This is a genomic window from Spartinivicinus marinus, assembly GCF_026309355.1.
Taxonomy (GTDB): Bacteria; Pseudomonadota; Gammaproteobacteria; order Pseudomonadales; family Zooshikellaceae; genus Spartinivicinus; species Spartinivicinus marinus.
The window spans coordinates 4,397,196-4,412,103 of sequence record NZ_JAPJZK010000001.1 but is presented as its reverse complement, the minus strand read 5'-3'; the positions used below and the strand labels follow the sequence as shown (position 1 = coordinate 4,412,103).

The 14,908-nt window shown below is 40.0% G+C and carries 14 protein-coding genes; 6 read left to right on the top strand and 8 right to left on the bottom strand.

Features of this window, described 5'->3' with window-relative positions; translation table 11 throughout:
* The first annotated feature begins 151 nt into the window (after positions 1-151).
* Positions 152-1,093 carry an inverse autotransporter beta domain-containing protein gene (locus OQE68_RS19760; RefSeq protein ID WP_180569477.1) on the top strand — a complete coding sequence of 314 codons (942 nt, stop codon included), beginning with the start codon at positions 152-154 and terminating at the stop codon, positions 1,091-1,093.
* Between the two features lie 114 nt (positions 1,094-1,207).
* Here the strand turns inward: OQE68_RS19760 and OQE68_RS19755 are convergent, their stop codons facing one another.
* The 3 genes from OQE68_RS19755 to OQE68_RS19745 all read right to left on the bottom strand — a co-directional run bounded on the left by OQE68_RS19755 (position 1,208) and on the right by OQE68_RS19745 (position 3,513).
* The gene (locus OQE68_RS19755) at positions 1,208-1,498 is read right to left on the bottom strand and encodes a MarR family winged helix-turn-helix transcriptional regulator (protein ID WP_180569478.1); all 291 of its coding nucleotides are present in this window, start codon (positions 1,496-1,498) and stop codon (positions 1,208-1,210) included.
* Positions 1,499-1,622: 124 nt separating this feature from the next.
* Positions 1,623-2,813: a nicotinate phosphoribosyltransferase gene (gene pncB, locus OQE68_RS19750; protein WP_180569479.1), complete on the bottom strand. Its 1,191-nt coding sequence runs from the start codon at positions 2,811-2,813 to the stop codon at positions 1,623-1,625.
* A gap of 10 nt (positions 2,814-2,823) precedes the next feature.
* The gene (locus OQE68_RS19745; protein ID WP_180569480.1) at positions 2,824-3,513 is read right to left on the bottom strand and encodes an isochorismatase family protein; all 690 of its coding nucleotides are present in this window, start codon (positions 3,511-3,513) and stop codon (positions 2,824-2,826) included.
* Positions 3,514-3,767: 254 nt separating this feature from the next.
* Between OQE68_RS19745 and OQE68_RS19740 the strand changes: the two genes are divergently transcribed.
* The gene (locus OQE68_RS19740) at positions 3,768-4,502 is read left to right on the top strand and encodes an NUDIX hydrolase (protein WP_180569481.1); all 735 of its coding nucleotides are present in this window, start codon (positions 3,768-3,770) and stop codon (positions 4,500-4,502) included.
* Between the two features lie 1,014 nt (positions 4,503-5,516).
* On the top strand, positions 5,517-5,930 hold the full coding sequence (locus OQE68_RS19735; protein ID WP_180569482.1) for a DUF5329 family protein: 414 nt from the start codon (positions 5,517-5,519) through the stop codon (positions 5,928-5,930).
* 98 nt (positions 5,931-6,028) lie between these two features.
* Here the strand turns inward: OQE68_RS19735 and OQE68_RS19730 are convergent, their stop codons facing one another.
* On the bottom strand, positions 6,029-8,053 hold the full coding sequence (locus tag OQE68_RS19730) for a neutral/alkaline ceramidase (protein WP_180569483.1): 2,025 nt from the start codon (positions 8,051-8,053) through the stop codon (positions 6,029-6,031).
* 383 nt (positions 8,054-8,436) lie between these two features.
* Between OQE68_RS19730 and OQE68_RS19725 the strand changes: the two genes are divergently transcribed.
* Together OQE68_RS19725 and OQE68_RS19720 are read left to right on the top strand one after the other, a co-directional pair.
* Positions 8,437-9,168 carry a leucine-rich repeat domain-containing protein gene (locus tag OQE68_RS19725; RefSeq protein ID WP_180569484.1) on the top strand — a complete coding sequence of 244 codons (732 nt, stop codon included), beginning with the start codon at positions 8,437-8,439 and terminating at the stop codon, positions 9,166-9,168.
* Positions 9,169-9,263: 95 nt separating this feature from the next.
* Entirely contained in the window at positions 9,264-9,620 is a 357-nt protein-coding gene (locus tag OQE68_RS19720) for a GFA family protein (RefSeq protein WP_180569485.1), read from the top strand.
* Between the two features lie 63 nt (positions 9,621-9,683).
* On the opposite strand, the gene OQE68_RS19715 is transcribed toward OQE68_RS19720, so the two are convergent.
* Entirely contained in the window at positions 9,684-9,884 is a 201-nt protein-coding gene (locus OQE68_RS19715) for a hypothetical protein (protein WP_180569486.1), read from the bottom strand.
* Positions 9,885-10,049: 165 nt separating this feature from the next.
* Between OQE68_RS19715 and OQE68_RS19710 the strand changes: the two genes are divergently transcribed.
* Positions 10,050-11,750, top strand: a complete 1,701-nt coding sequence (locus OQE68_RS19710; RefSeq protein ID WP_180569487.1) for a DUF885 family protein — start codon at positions 10,050-10,052, stop codon at positions 11,748-11,750.
* A gap of 92 nt (positions 11,751-11,842) precedes the next feature.
* Here OQE68_RS19710 and moaA read toward each other — a convergent pair whose 3' ends face one another.
* The 3 genes from moaA to moaB form a co-directional block, all read right to left on the bottom strand.
* Positions 11,843-12,835 carry a GTP 3',8-cyclase MoaA gene (gene moaA / locus OQE68_RS19705; protein ID WP_180569488.1) on the bottom strand — a complete coding sequence of 331 codons (993 nt, stop codon included), beginning with the start codon at positions 12,833-12,835 and terminating at the stop codon, positions 11,843-11,845.
* A gap of 128 nt (positions 12,836-12,963) precedes the next feature.
* Complete coding sequence (locus OQE68_RS19700; protein WP_180569489.1) at positions 12,964-14,187, bottom strand: molybdopterin molybdotransferase MoeA; 1,224 nt, start codon at positions 14,185-14,187, stop codon at positions 12,964-12,966.
* Between the two features lie 82 nt (positions 14,188-14,269).
* Entirely contained in the window at positions 14,270-14,782 is a 513-nt protein-coding gene (moaB, locus tag OQE68_RS19695) for a molybdenum cofactor biosynthesis protein B (protein ID WP_180569490.1), read from the bottom strand.
* Positions 14,783-14,908: the final 126 nt, after the last annotated feature.

The following is a 14,908-nucleotide window of genomic DNA, read 5'->3' as shown; positions in this document are numbered from 1 at the left end:
TTGACTAATCATTTTATATTGCGTGAAATCAATCAAACCTTTTTAGTGCTGTTTTGCATAGGATAGCCACCCAAACACATAAGCTATACATTCTTTGCGAATGTTTTACATAGCCAAGGCGAATAAGTAGTAACCAAGTAGTTGGCATAATATGATCAAAAATAAAGCATTACTTATCTTTAGCGTTAGCACCACCTTATTTTGTATTAATAGCTTTGCAGAAGAATCAGCCGAAACCAATAAGTGGGATGGCTGGTTATCAGGGGAAGGTGCTTATGCTGATGGAAGCTCATTCGGCGACTTCAATTCATTTATTCCATTAACCCAAGATGATTCAGGCCTTTCTTATTTAAATATTCTGGCTGAAGCTGACGAAGATTTTGCAGAAGGACAGGCTGGTTACGGTTACCGACAAATTATTAATGATGACTGGGCAGTCGGTGGCTATGGCTTTCTTGGTAAGAAACGTACTGAATTTAATAATGACTTTTACCAGCTAAACTTTGGTGCTGAAATAATTTCATTTGATTGGGATTTTAGATTTAATTTTTATATTCCAATAGGCGATAAAGAAAAAGAAGTCAGCCGCAACGCAACCACTAACCAAATTCGCAAAGAATTTGCCTATCATGGTGCCGACTTAGAAGTAGGCTATCGACTCCCCATCTGGGATGAAGCTGATGACAGTCAAATGCGTATTTATGGAGGCAGTTATTATTTTGATGCAGATGGTGCCGAACACATTGCTGGTGGTCGAGTCAGGTTGGAGTATGACATTGCCAATATCGTTAGCAGTATTCCTGGTAGTAGCATTACCTTAGGGGCTGAATATCAGCATGATAATGTCAATAAAGAAACGAATGTGCTGACTGCCGCCTTTACTGTGCCATTTGACTTTTTCAGAAGTAATAAACAAAGCCAGTATAATAGTTTAAGTCCCTTAGAAAAACGTATAAACCGAATTAGGTCTAGGCGTGTTAATGTCACTACTCATGTAGAAACAGACCCTCTCACCACCGCTGAGCCAGCACCGCCTGTAGTCATCCCTCCTCCACCTCCTCCCTTACCTGACGGAGATGGTATCGGAGAGTAGGATTTTTCTTAGTTACTCTTAAGAGCCACGTATCTTGAAAGCCGAATGATCTTCAAAAGAAAGCCCCATGCATTTATACCGCTGGGGCTTTTGAATTTGGCGAAATATTCCAGGTTAAAGCTTTTTCAAAATATTACGACCTTTTGCTGTCAGATAAATCAGTTTAAACCTTTTATCTTTAGCATCTTGCTTCACACGAATCAGTTGCTCATCTGGGTTGCCTGCCCGACCCTCTTCCAGGCGTCGAATTGTGGTGGCTACATTTTTTTCACCAACCTCCATCCGTTGAGCAATTTCAGATACAGAGCTACCTTCATTGTCTCCAATCGCTGCTAGAGTAGCGAGCGTACGTACGGTAATACGAGGGTATTTAAGTGACAGATTGATTACTTTTTTAGTGTTCATAATTGGCACTTCTATTACGGATATAAGTACCAATAAGCATGGCATGAAATTGTACAATATCAAGGTTTAAGCCTTCTAAAACCCGCTTTTCACAAGTCAGTAGGTGCTCAAACCTCTTATAGGATTAAACGGTAGGTCCGTTATAGTGAAAAACCTGCTTTAAATACTCCACATAGGTTGCATCTTGGCACATAGTTTTACCCGTACTGTCCGATAATTTCGCTACTGGCTGACCATTACACTCAACCATTTTGATAACAATGTTAAGGCTTGGGCTGCCTAAATCATTAGTTAGGTTGGTGCCAATACCAAAGCTGACATTTATTCTATTGGTAAAATGCTGATAAATTTCAAGTGCTTTTGGAATATCCAGACTATCACTAAAAATTAGCGTTTTACTACGAGGGTTAATACCTAGCCGTTCATAATGTGCAATCGCTTTTTCACCCCAAGTAATCGGGTCGCCAGAATCTTGCCGGATACCATCAAATAATTTGGCAAAATACATATCAAAGTCACGCAAAAAAGCATCCATACTAATCACATCGGTTAGTGCAACACCCAAATCACCCCGGTACTCTTTTACCCAAGCATCCAATGCAGCTTTTTGACTATCAATGAGTCTAACACCTAGCGCCTGGTGTGCCTGCAACCACTCATGAGCCATGGTGCCTATAGGAGACAGCTCAAGCTCACGGGCAAAGTCGACATTACTGGTGCCAACTAAATATTCACCCAGCTCATGCTTTAAAATGTCAACCACCTCAAACTGCCATTCTCTTGAAAAACGACGACGGGTACCAAACTCTGCCAGGCTAAAGCCTGACAAATCAATTTTGGTTGCCGCCTGCTTAATCATTTTTATTTTTTCATAAAGGCGACGGCGCCCTTCGTCATAGTCCACATCAGGATATTTATTACGTGCGACCACTTCGCTGATAATGGCTAATATATAAATTTCAAAATGGGTAATGTGAACCCATGGCCCATGAATAGTAATCGCCAGCTGACCATCTTCAATAAAGACTCTGACATGCTTAGGGTTTAACCGAAATAAGCGCAAATAGTCTACATAATCTTTTTTTATATACCGCAGTTGTTTTAAGTAGCGCAGCTCATCTTCACGGAAATACAGTTCAGACAACGCCTCTATTTCATCCCGTATTTCATGAAGGTATGGCCTTAAGTCAAAGTCACTACGACATTTAAAGCGCACCACAGCATCTGCCTCTGGATACTGATGCAACATCGCTTGCTGCATCGTGAATTTATATAAATCAGTGTCCAAAGGCGTTTTAATAATTGATCGGGACATGGGCTATTCCTTACTGACTGTTTTTAACTTGTGCCGCTGACTTTATAAGTAAAATACCCGCTTGATGCATATCATTAAGCGCTTCACTAATACTGTTTTCAGCTATTCCCCGACAGGCCGCTAAATTAACGATTACCTGAAAATTGGCTTTGGCCAGCTGCAAGGCCGTTGTTTTAACACAGTAATCCAACGCCAAACCACCCACTAACACCGTTTTCACCTTATTTACCAACAGGTATTCAATCACGCCCGTAGTTTTAGTATCTGCCAAGTCATGATAACAAGCACCATAAGGATGCATATCTGGCTCGACCCCTTTCCAAACAAAAAAGTCGTAAGCAGTTACTTCAGGCAACCCTTCAATAAGTGTAAACCCTTTTGTTCCTGGTACGGCATGGAGAGGCCAATAGACATCGACATTTTTCCCCTTGACTGGACTTAGCGGCGGGTGGCTCTGATCAGCAACCCAAACTGCGTGGGGTGAGTGAGCATCTTTAGAGCCTAAGCGATACTGTGCTAACTCAGCCTGCTGATTGAGCTCCGTCACAATTTCATTACCTGCTGGCACGGGAAGCTCATCAGGGCATACTGGCGTAAAACAGTTCTGTGCATCGACATCAAAGGAAGCAACAGTGTGCCTTGGCCCAATGCTAACAACCGCTGTTGTTACTACTGCAGATTTATCAATAGATTTAGCCATGACCCACCTCCTTAAAGAACTTAATTCACTAACATAATGAATTAGATTCCCTATCAAGTCAAGTAGACTTGTAATTTTTTTGATCAAATACAGAGTAATTGGTTTAAACCGCTATAACCAAAGTATCAAAAGGTTGTTATCCATGGAAAGTCATAAGGGCTCGTTCGCTAGATACAGCAAAACTTGCAGTAATCAAAATTAATGGTATAAACACAGCAGTATTAGTGCGTTGACAACAAGTTGCTTTGAAAACCATGGTTGATCACTCCCAACTGACAGAAGCTGAATATCTTGCTCAATATAATGTTCAAGATTTTGATGCACCATTATGTACTGTGGATATAGTGCCATTTCGGTTTCATGACCATCGGCTTCAGGTACTGACCTGTTTACGTCATCAGCACCCTGCCAAAGAGCAATGGGCACTGCCAGGTGGGTATATTGATATTAATCAGGATAATGATTTAGATACTACTGCACAGCGCAAGTTAGCTGCCAAAATAGGCACAGAAGCTCCCTATCTAGAGCAAGTGCAAACCGTTGGCAATCAACAGCGAGATCCCCGCGGCTGGTCTATTACTGTGGTGTACTATGCGCTGTTTCCTGGCTCGGCAGCCAATCAGACATTACTCTCAGATACCCGTTGGTTAACATTACAAGGCAATACGGTGGGTCAGCCGCTGGCATTTGACCATAATCAATTGATATCAGTGGCGTTAGAGCGCTTACAAAATAAAGTGCAATATACATCACTACCCGTTTACTTATTACCTGAATGTTTCACTCTGGCAGATATCAGTGATGTATTTCTGGCAATTCTTGGTAAAACACCTCCCATGCGCTCAATCCGCAATCGGTTTTTAAATGAAGACTTATTAGAAGACAGTGGTGAAAAGCGCTATGGCAGCAACCGACCCGCCACATTGTATCGGTTGAAAAAAACAGCTGCTGCTCAATTTTATAATCGGTTATATCACACAACTCAGTAATTAAGGACGGAGCTTACAATCCATTCCACCAATTTACACCTCTTTATTAACTCAACAAAAAAATGAGGCAGCTGCCTGTGAAATATTTTATTACACTAGCCACTTAGCTCATCTGGCGTCAACAACTCATAATAATATCAACAAATTAATAATAGCTATTTACAAGTCCTTAAATCACAAACAACAATACAAGCTTGGTGTTCTTGGCAGTACTTATTAAGTCACGCGGCAGAAACCCTATTGCTATTGCACTTTCGTACCTTTCAACGTGTATCTATACCACTATATACCACTAATAGAGGGCAGCAATTCACTTATTTTGCACACAACACATCCATTACATAATAAATTCACAAACGGGTGTTCTAAGCCTTTTTTATAAAGTCACTTGTTTTGTTTAACAATAAAAATTATATCTTGTTCTGAGACTTATCATTAGTCATCTATTGACTCACAACTGATACTCATTTTTTATATGATCTTATCCTCCTTTTGAAAACATACTCAATGCGAAGCAGGTATTAGTAGTATGGTAAAAATCAGCCATCTCAAATTAGCAACTACCAAATAATAACCAAGCGTTTATCACAGAATACACAACTCTCCTAGATAAAGCTTTTTTAGGTTAATAACTGCACATAAATACCTTTTTGGCTCAGGCATAATAAAACCCAGGCAATCCAGCAACACCTTTGATTGAAGCTTGTCTAGCTAATTATGATAATAAGTTCATAATTTATACATGACTATTTGTTATGGATAAAAAGTCCAAAAACACTGTCAGTAAACACAGACTTACTGTAGTGGATTATAAACAGCCCTTACCAGCGGGTAATTTTATCCACTAATTTAAAATTAATTTATTTTTTAGTGCAGTAATTCACAGTATCGCATAACTACTTATTTGATCTTTCTTAAATGAAGGGCGAAAATTACCAACCTTTATAAACTGTGAACCAGGTTTAGTTGTGAACAATCGATACATTGAATAACTGAATAGAGGGTGACCAACTTATGTTCAATTTAGTCAATAAGCTACTACTGATGACAACTCTGTTTAGCTTGACTATCCCAACGTTCAGCAATAGCCAAGCGGACATAGCCAACAATGAAAGCCGAGCATGGGGTTCAGAGCAACAAGAAGAAGTAGCCCATTTATTAGAGTTTGTCAGAAACTCAGCCTGCACCATGATGCGCAACGGCGCTTCTCATAACTCACTTGAAGCAGCCCAGCATATTCTAAACAAATACGACTACTTCAAAGAAGATATTCAAACCACTGAACGCTTTATCCAGCTGGCCGCCAGCCGCAGCACCTTAACAGGTAAAGATTATCAAGTGCAGTGTAATAACCAACCCTCTGTTACCAGTAGAGACTGGTTAATGACTGAGTTACAAAACTTCCGCAGTAACCAGTACCAATACTAAAGCTTCTGCGACAGAAGCTTTATATTTAATCAAGCAGCTCAAATAAGAGGCCATTTCACTAGACATCAACAGCCTTGGGCATTGTGGCCTCTGTTTGCTTATTCCCCCTCTGTTCCAACAACTTCAAATACCTTTGAAACCCCTTGGTAATTTTTCAGTTGATAAGTCCAGTTCTTTTTATAGGTACCTTCATGCCGGATACGGTAACGTCCTGGTTGCTGATCAACAGGAATCTGCCAACTAACTGTTACCACAGAAGTCCCCCATAAAGGGTCTTTGCGCTGCCAGTGATAGCGGGTATTCCAGTCATTGTCGTTATATATGGGCTTCCATGCCTGCTTCCCTTTAGTTGTTATTAACTGCTCAACAAATAAATAACTACCACCCGTCTTCATATTGTTTTTTGGATGACCTCCCCAAAAGCTCACCTGCACTATTTCACCAGAATGATAACTGGAGCGTACATCCATTACCCGATCTCCTATCTGTTTAAAAAGAGGAGGCTGATCATATACAACACCTGTTTGAAAGGTTAACTGATGTGCTGATAAGTCTCTGGGAGAAGGTTCCAAATCATGAGCTATTGCAGTACCTTCAACCAATGACTGGGCTAAACCTGCCAATATCTGCCGGTAAGCAGCAAGTGTCCAGGGGCCAAAGTGGGTAGAACCGCCCTCATAGTGTTGTTTATTATATTCTTCTTGTGTTGTTAAATAACCTGCATAAGCATTAGCATACCCTGCCACGACCAGATGAGAAAATAAGGCACTTGAATGTGCAGCAACTGTTGCTTTTAAGCGCCGTCCTGCCATCACAGTCACTTCCGCAGGTAACCCCAACAACCCTAGCTGACCAATTTGCAATAAGCTGACAGGTAGAACCTCTGGGCTCCATGGAAAGGGCTTGAAGTTACCGTGAGCCAATAAAAGAGGCTTAGGTGCCTGACACCGTTTTAGGTCGGTTGATGGCCGAGTCAACATCCAGGTAATAGCCCGCCAAAAAGGATTTTCCTTTAGTGCACCTTCTTTAAATGAAAATGGGCCTCGGCCATCTTCAGTTCCAGCCGCAAAAGCATAACCCAGTGCTGCAGTACAGGTTCTACGTTGCTCACCATCGGTAAATTCAGGTAACACTTGTTGGTTAGCCATGTTGACATAACGATGGCGAAATCCAATGGGACCCGTTATTTGAGTATTAGCTGACTGATAAAGGGACCAAGCTTTTTTGAATTGTCGTTCTCCAATAATCTGTGTATTAGAAAAAGAGTCTTTAGTTGGTCCTGTACCATCTAGCGCTAAATTTGGTGTCATGTCGGCAGCATTCGATTGAGCAAATGCAGCCACAAAATTTGCATCACCTATCTGCTGACGTATTTTCTGCTCAAATAAATAAGCCGCATAACCTTTATTATCACCTGAAATTAACTTGTTAGTATTAGACATGGAAACAGCGTGGGTGGGAAACCAAGACACTAGTCCTATAGGCTTTCCTTGCTGCACAAACTTTATAACCGTCATTTGCCGATCTTCAGGAGGAAAGTTGTCTGCATCAATATTATTCAAATAAGCAGCTAACGAACGGTTTTTATTAGCCCCGGTTAATTCACCTTTATTCAATAAAATATAACCCGGTTTAAGGTTTCGATCTGCTGCAATAATAGCATCTGCAATACCATCTACGACTACCTGAAAGTTTTCTTTAATAAAACCTTTACTGGAAATATTATACAAAGCATAGTGGGAAAACCCGCCTGGCCCACTGTGGGTATGAGTTGCAGTAATCAGCAAATTTTTGTCACTATAACGCTCGCCAAGTTGTTGTTGCAATTGTTTGACAACCGCTTGAGTGACGCCTTGAAAAACCATGCCAGCATCAATAGTGACTAAAGCAACCCGCTGTTGATCAAAACGGTCAGCCACCACAAAGGCTCTTGCCCATAGTCGTTGATGAATACCTGCTGCGACCTGATCCGATTTGGCATACCCTAACATCACCACTTCTGCTGCTGGCCCAGTAATATCTCGTTTAGCCTGCCCGACTAAGTAATTATTGGTATATGTCCAACTAAATGGTGAAATAAAAAATACATTTAGCGCGATATAAACTTGTATTAGTAGCTTCATTTACACACCTTATTTGTCTTATTCTTATTATTACAAAAGATAAGTATTAGTAGATAAAGCTATATTTAACCTCCCCATATTCGACTTATATCGCAAAAAAAAGATAACTATTGATTAACACAGCTAAGGCTCAGTAAGCTCTGAGCAAGGAAATAAAAGCACTCAAGTTCCACATTGCCTTCACAAATCGTCTTTAAGGTGTAAAATAAAAGAGAAAATAACTGTCTTGAAGCTACTTTTTTACAATTATTAATGGAGTAGAGTACTCATTGTACTATTCTTGATGAAACACAGCTCTTGATGAAACACAGTTCTTGATGAAAGGCAATTTTTAGTAAAGGACAACTATTTCCTTCATCGCATTATATTAAATGGATATTTTTATGAACAACAAAAGCATTCTTCACTTTACTATAACAATTACTACTATATTTTCCACTTTATTATTGACAAGCATATTAAGCTTTGCCAGCACCATTCAAAAAGGCAAATTCGAATATGTCTCTGACCTTAGGTTTAAAGATGAGTATTTTTACCGTTGTTTAGCTAAAAATGACAATCAAGTTTTAATGAAAATTGAAGCTGTTGACTGCCCTGATATGAAGATCATGTACGCAGATGAAATACTGTACCTTCCTAACCTTAAAAAACTCAATCTAGCAGATAATCAAATAATGCAATTAGATACTTCAAAAAACAAACTATTAGAAGAACTTAACCTTGCTGGCAATCAACTCTCTAAACTCAATTTAAACGATAATCAAAAACTCAGATTACTCACACTGTCTAACAATAAGATTAGAGACTTAAATACTACAAAAAATACTTTATTAGAAGAAATCACTATTGAAAACAACGTACTTAAAAAGATTAACCTTGCTAATAACGTCAAACTAATACATATAGATATTTCTTCCAATAAACTTCGCAATCTTGATATATCAAAAAACATCAATTTATCAACACTAAATGCTATAAACAACCTCATTACAAATTTAACACTTCCCGAGCTTAACAAATTTATAGTACTAGAAGTAAATAATAATCCTCTTAGCAAAGAAACCGTAGAAACATTAAAAGGGATTCAACTTTCGCAAGGTACGGTTAGATTTTAGGTGAGAAATCTGTTTTGAAGTAGATAAATAATTCATGACTTCTATGCAAAAGTAGGTTAACTTATTGAAAATAAGTGATTTGCCAGGAGTTTACCATGTATAGTGGTGAGTGCCTTTGTGGCACCGTGATGTATCAAGTCAATACAGCCATTTCAGCTATAGAGTGCTGCCACTGCCAAACCTGCCGAAAAGCACACTCATCAGCTTTTGCCATAGGCGTAACAATTGATGCTTCAAGCTTTCAATTAGTTCATGGAGAAGATTCACTCCAAGCATTTGAGTCATCCAACGGTAAGTTCAGGGTATTTTGTAAGCACTGTGGTTCTCATATCTACGCCTATCGGCCACAACAGCCAAACACACTAAGGCTAAGGGCCGCAACCCTAAATACGGACTTAAACCAGTTTTCTATTAAACATATCTATACCGAGAACAGAATTAATTTGGACTGACAGAACTTATCATTAACTCCCTATACAGCTATAGTTAACTGCCCATAAAGATAGCGACTCGCCCTAGCCCTGCATCTCGGTGAACTTGGCCACTATTGATAAGTTCCTACCACCAAACTGCTTGTTACTGTCAATAAGCCATTGCTGATAAGCTGAATAATCTTTAATTTTTAAGTGGAAAATTAAAGCTATCTTTTTCCCATTTGCTTCTTGCTCTAGTTTCTTACCAATGGCCTCTTGAGCAATTGCTGTTAATTGATTCATTTTAAAAACTTATTCCGTAGTAATTAAATAACTTACAATCAAACTGTCACACAATATTCATAACTGGCTAAATGTATATATTGCAAGTATTATATCCAAACCAATAAAAAATATACGATAAAATGTATGTAAACAAACACTCTTGCACCAACTAACGGAAAATACATGGAACAATACCAGTTATTTGAAGCAAATTTAATCAACTTTCTGGCCAGCGATCCCAACGGTTCTCTGGCTCTTGGTATCGCCAAAAACCTCAATGATTTACCCGACCCCTCTCTCGAAAACTGTTCTGCCAGAGCTAAACAAGCGCAAGACTTAATTAATCAAGCTATTCAATTAAAACAGACAACCACCGACTTTGAGTTACTTACAGATTTACATCTATCTGAGCTACACCTCAATAAAATCGTACATCGCTACCAACGGCGTTTTAATGACAGGCTAGAAGTTGCACAACATCCCACTGCCGGTGGTGACATCAGTGAAGGTATATTTACTTTATTTATTGATGACCCAAGACCTGCAGGAGATCGCTTAGAAAATATTTCATCTCGCATTGCTAATATTCCTACCTTTCTGCATAGTATGCTGGGGCGTTTAGACACACCAGTCAAACGCTGGCAAGCAATTGACTTAGAAACTGTTTCAGTATTACCAACCCTCTTTAAAGCCATTACCGACTGGGCATCCGAACAAAAATTCAGTGGTTTAAATGAATTAAAAAAACATATTGCCCAAGCTGATACGGCATTAAATCAGTATCAACGGCAATTAAACCAGTTACCTACCACTGAGCACTTTTCATTGTCTCAAGATGATGCACAACAAGTGATTCGTAATCATGGTATTGAGTTATCGTTCAATGAACTAAAATCACTGTCAGCCGACTTTCTACATAGCACTCAACAACAAATCGAAGAATTAACCCAAATCTTAACTAAAAAGTATCAACTAGCGGCTGATACGACACCCGAAGCACTTCAACAATTTTTAAATAAACACTATCAAGTTGAGCTTATTGACAACAAGCTTCATTCAATCATTGATATTTACAAGCAAGAAAATCAAAAAATTATTGACTTTATTAACCAGCATGATTTATTCCCAGTTTTTGCTGACCAGCAAATGCTGATTGAACAAACGCCTAAGTTTTTAGAGCCAGTCATTCCTGCTGGTGCCATGCGCTCTCCCCTACCCTTACGAGAAGGCACTCGCACTAGTTTGATTCACCTGACATTACGAGATGATTTAATTGATGAGCACAATAAGTTGGGTATTCCAGTGATGATGATTCATGAAGGGATTCCTGGCCATCACTTACAACTCGCAACGAGTACTACCCATACCAGCAAAATCCGTCGCATCCTTTTCGCACCAGAGCAAGCAGAAGGCTGGACTACCATGCTGGAAGACTACATGCTAGATATGGGTTATATGGGAGACTTAACGGATGAAGCGCGCTTCATCGCTAAACGAGAAATTTGCCGAATCGGCGCCAGAGTGGCTATTGACCTGTTTTTCTTAACTGGCGATAAACAATACCTGGATGTAGGCATTCCCTTGAAGAATAAAACTGACGACCCTTTCAGCTTAGCAGGAGAACTACTGCAAGTAGTTACCGGTTTTACCTCTGGGCGAGTTCAAGCCGAGTTAAACTGGTACTCAGCCGAACGGGGTTACCCTATGTGTTATTTGGTTGGTAACCAACTGGTTTGGCAACTAAAACGAGACTTCATAAAAAAACAGCAGTCCTCTTTGTCAGGTAAAAACTTAGACCGAGCTTTTCACCAGGCATTTTTAAGCACTGGTAATATGCCCGTTTCTATAATGAGGGAGGTTTTTGCTCATCAACAACTGATCTGAATACTTGAAAGGGCCGTTAGTTAAAGCAAAGGGGTTCAAAAGTAGCGGTCCTCATTAGGCATTTTTTGCTCTATAATGATAAATAACTAATTTTATCCCCCTGTCATATTCATAAACCGCACTAATTGTACATCACCCGTTGGATCAAAATAATGACGCTCAGGCTTTAAGTCCATAGCCGTTATGATAGTCTCTCGCAATTTATCCTGCTCACCTGGATAACGCCGGATAATATTTTTAAGATCAGCTGAGTGCTCATTACCTAAACACAACAGCAGCTTGCCTTCTGCTGTTACTCTTACTCGATTACAATCCCCACAAAAGTTATGGCTATGAGGTGATATAAAACCAATTTTATTTTGATAACCAGGTATTTGCCAATAACGGCTCGGCCCATTGGTTTCGTAAGCAGAAGACATTAGCTGATATTGCTGCTGGATAATATCTCTAACTTCTTCACTGGTACATAAAGTTAGTCCTCGTTGATGCTCTGAAATAGCACCTAAGGGCATTTCTTCAATAAAGCTGATATCCACTTTATTGGCTAAAGCATAATCGACCAAAGGTAATATTTGATGCTGATTACGCCCTTTCATCACTACAACATTAAGCTTAATTCCTTCAATGCCTGCCTGTTGTGCAGCATGAATTCCAGCTAATACCTTTTCAATGTTACCGGTTCGGGTTAATTGCTTAAATTCGGTAGGATCAAGCGTGTCTAAACTAACATTAATTCGTTTAATACCTGCTTTAGCTAAAGCAGGTGCATATTTAACTAACTGCGAACCATTAGAGGTAATCAGTAACTCATCCAGCCCTGGTAATGCGGTTAAACGCTCAATTAACCAGATGACATTATGACGAATAAGTGGTTCTCCGCCAGTTAAACGGATTTTCTTCACTCCAAGTGAAACGAATGTTTCAGCCACTTGAAGAATTTCTTCCAAACCTAAAATTTTTTGTCTGGGTAAAAATGTCATATCTTCCGCCATGCAGTAAACACAGCGGAAATCACAACGGTCAGTGAGCGAAAATCGTAAATAGGTAATCTTCCGGCCAAAGCGATCAACTAATGGAGAACTCATTATTATTACCTCTTTCACTCCTGACAGTATCTAGTGCTCTATCCTATAATTGAAGGGACAACACTAACAACACTATCTATTACCTATTTTACTGCACTTTAAAAGCCGTATTGATCAATATTATATGACTAGACAAGCTCGTTAAATGGCCAGTATTCAAGCCAATCACCAGGATTAACGTCTGTGTCTGCTGGCACAAGTGCCAGCCCAGTCGCCCAACTTGCAGATGACAGCACTCCTGAGCCTTGCTTAGGATAAGCTACAAGAGTTTGCTCATCTTCATGTACCTGTAATTGCACTCTAAGGTATTCTGCTCGACTACGATTTTTCTTCTTAACAAAGTTAGCTTTAAAGCGATAACTCGCTGGATGGGTATCATGTAAACCTTGCATTTGCTGCAATGCAGGGCGTGCCACCATTAAATAAGTGACTAATGATGAAATAGGGTTTCCAGGCAAACCAAACACGGGCTTTTTATTCAGCTGCCCGTATAGTAGTGGCTTACCTGGTTTGATAGCCAACTTCCATAAATGTACTGTGCCGTTTTCCTGGATCACGTCCTGTACATAATCCTCTTCACCCACAGAAACCCCACCTGTGGTAATGATTGCATCAGCTTGCTGGCTGGCTTTTAATAATGCTTGTTTAGTCGCTTCGTGCTGATCAGGCAAAGTACCGCCATCAATAATATTAAAGCCTCCTTGCTGTAATAGTCCCATTAGGGTATAGCGGTTTGAGTTATAAATTTTGCCATCGGGTAATGGCTGACCAGGTTCAATTAACTCATCTCCAGTGGTAAACAAAGCAACCGTTAAAGGCTTATAAACCGGTACTTGCATAATTCCCACGGAAGCCAGCAATCCAAGCTCCTGAGGTCTCAAGCGTTTACCAGCAGCGACTACCTGCTGCCCTTCGGCAATATCTTCACCAGCATTTCGAATATGCTGCCCTATTCGCCAGCCAGGCTGAACCTCAATCTGATCACTGGTAACCTTCACTAGTTCTTGGGGTATGACTAAATCAACATTGGCAGGAATAAAAGCCCCCGTAAAAATTCTTGCTGCCATACCAGAGGGTAGTGTTCCTGGTTGGTCACCGGCAGTCACTCTTAACCCAACAGGCAATTGAGTAGGCTGGTCAGGGGCTAAGTCTTTGGCATTGAAGCCGTAGCCATCCATTGCACTGTTGGCGGCAGGGGGCACATTTAAAGTAGACAATTGGTCTGCTGCTACCACTTTGTTTACAGCTTCTGCCAAAGACAGCCATTCAACATCTGCCTTATGTTCCAAGGTTTCTTGAATTTGGGCAATTGCCTGGCTCACTGTAATAAGGTTATTCTCTGAGCAGCTCATTAAACTATTTTCTCCACTTTTTTGATTCTACTTTAGCTAAAGCCCTCTAATTGATAGTCAAGCGCAATCCTGCTGCTTTACTTCAATTCGGCAACAAATGACACACAAAGTTGCAAGGGCGTGTCGTGCTATCCAGCTGTGGTTGAATGACTTTTTCCCAACCAGTCCTACAAGCTCCTGTTGACCCTGGTAAACAGAAAATGACTGTATGGTTTGCTAACCCAGCTAGCGCCCTTGATTGAAGTGTAGAAGTACCGATCTCCTCTTTAGAGACCTGCCTAAACAACTCACCAAATCCCGTTACTTCCTTGTCAAACAATACTGCTACTGCCTCTGGTGTACTGTCACGCCCAGTAAAGCCCGTCCCTCCAGTAATCAATACCACTTGTATAGCGTCATCGTAAATCCATTCAGAAACAATGGCACGAATATGGTAGATGTCATCTTTGATAATTTGCCGATGCTTTAATTGATGACCTGCTTCCTGCAAAGCGCTAATCAAGAACTGACCCGATGTATCAGTAGACTCATCCCTGGTATCACTTACAGTAAGCACAGCAATATTTAGTGGAATAAAATCAGTATGTTGATGCACTTTGGTTAATCCTAATCTAAGAGTAATTTAGCCTACCATCATAAATAGATTTAAGCCGGAATCAAAACGAAATGACTTTTATCTATTACGACCTTTATCTATTATGACCTTTTATTGCCTCTAATA

Coding starts and splice junctions, on each gene's coding strand:
- OQE68_RS19730 (WP_180569483.1), bottom strand. CDS start 8,053: ATGAAGCTACTAATACAAGTTTATATCGCGCTAAATGTATTTTTTATT.
- pncB (WP_180569479.1), bottom strand. CDS start 2,813: ATGTCCCGATCAATTATTAAAACGCCTTTGGACACTGATTTATATAAA.
- OQE68_RS19755 (WP_180569478.1), bottom strand. CDS start 1,498: ATGAACACTAAAAAAGTAATCAATCTGTCACTTAAATACCCTCGTATT.
- OQE68_RS19745 (WP_180569480.1), bottom strand. CDS start 3,513: ATGGCTAAATCTATTGATAAATCTGCAGTAGTAACAACAGCGGTTGTT.
- OQE68_RS19740 (WP_180569481.1), top strand. CDS start 3,768: ATGGTTGATCACTCCCAACTGACAGAAGCTGAATATCTTGCTCAATAT.
- OQE68_RS19710 (WP_180569487.1), top strand. CDS start 10,050: ATGGAACAATACCAGTTATTTGAAGCAAATTTAATCAACTTTCTGGCC.
- OQE68_RS19760 (WP_180569477.1), top strand. CDS start 152: ATGATCAAAAATAAAGCATTACTTATCTTTAGCGTTAGCACCACCTTA.
- OQE68_RS19700 (WP_180569489.1), bottom strand. CDS start 14,187: ATGAGCTGCTCAGAGAATAACCTTATTACAGTGAGCCAGGCAATTGCC.
- OQE68_RS19725 (WP_180569484.1), top strand. CDS start 8,437: ATGAACAACAAAAGCATTCTTCACTTTACTATAACAATTACTACTATA.
- OQE68_RS19735 (WP_180569482.1), top strand. CDS start 5,517: ATGTTCAATTTAGTCAATAAGCTACTACTGATGACAACTCTGTTTAGC.
- moaA (WP_180569488.1), bottom strand. CDS start 12,835: ATGAGTTCTCCATTAGTTGATCGCTTTGGCCGGAAGATTACCTATTTA.
- OQE68_RS19720 (WP_180569485.1), top strand. CDS start 9,264: ATGTATAGTGGTGAGTGCCTTTGTGGCACCGTGATGTATCAAGTCAAT.
- OQE68_RS19715 (WP_180569486.1), bottom strand. CDS start 9,884: ATGAATCAATTAACAGCAATTGCTCAAGAGGCCATTGGTAAGAAACTA.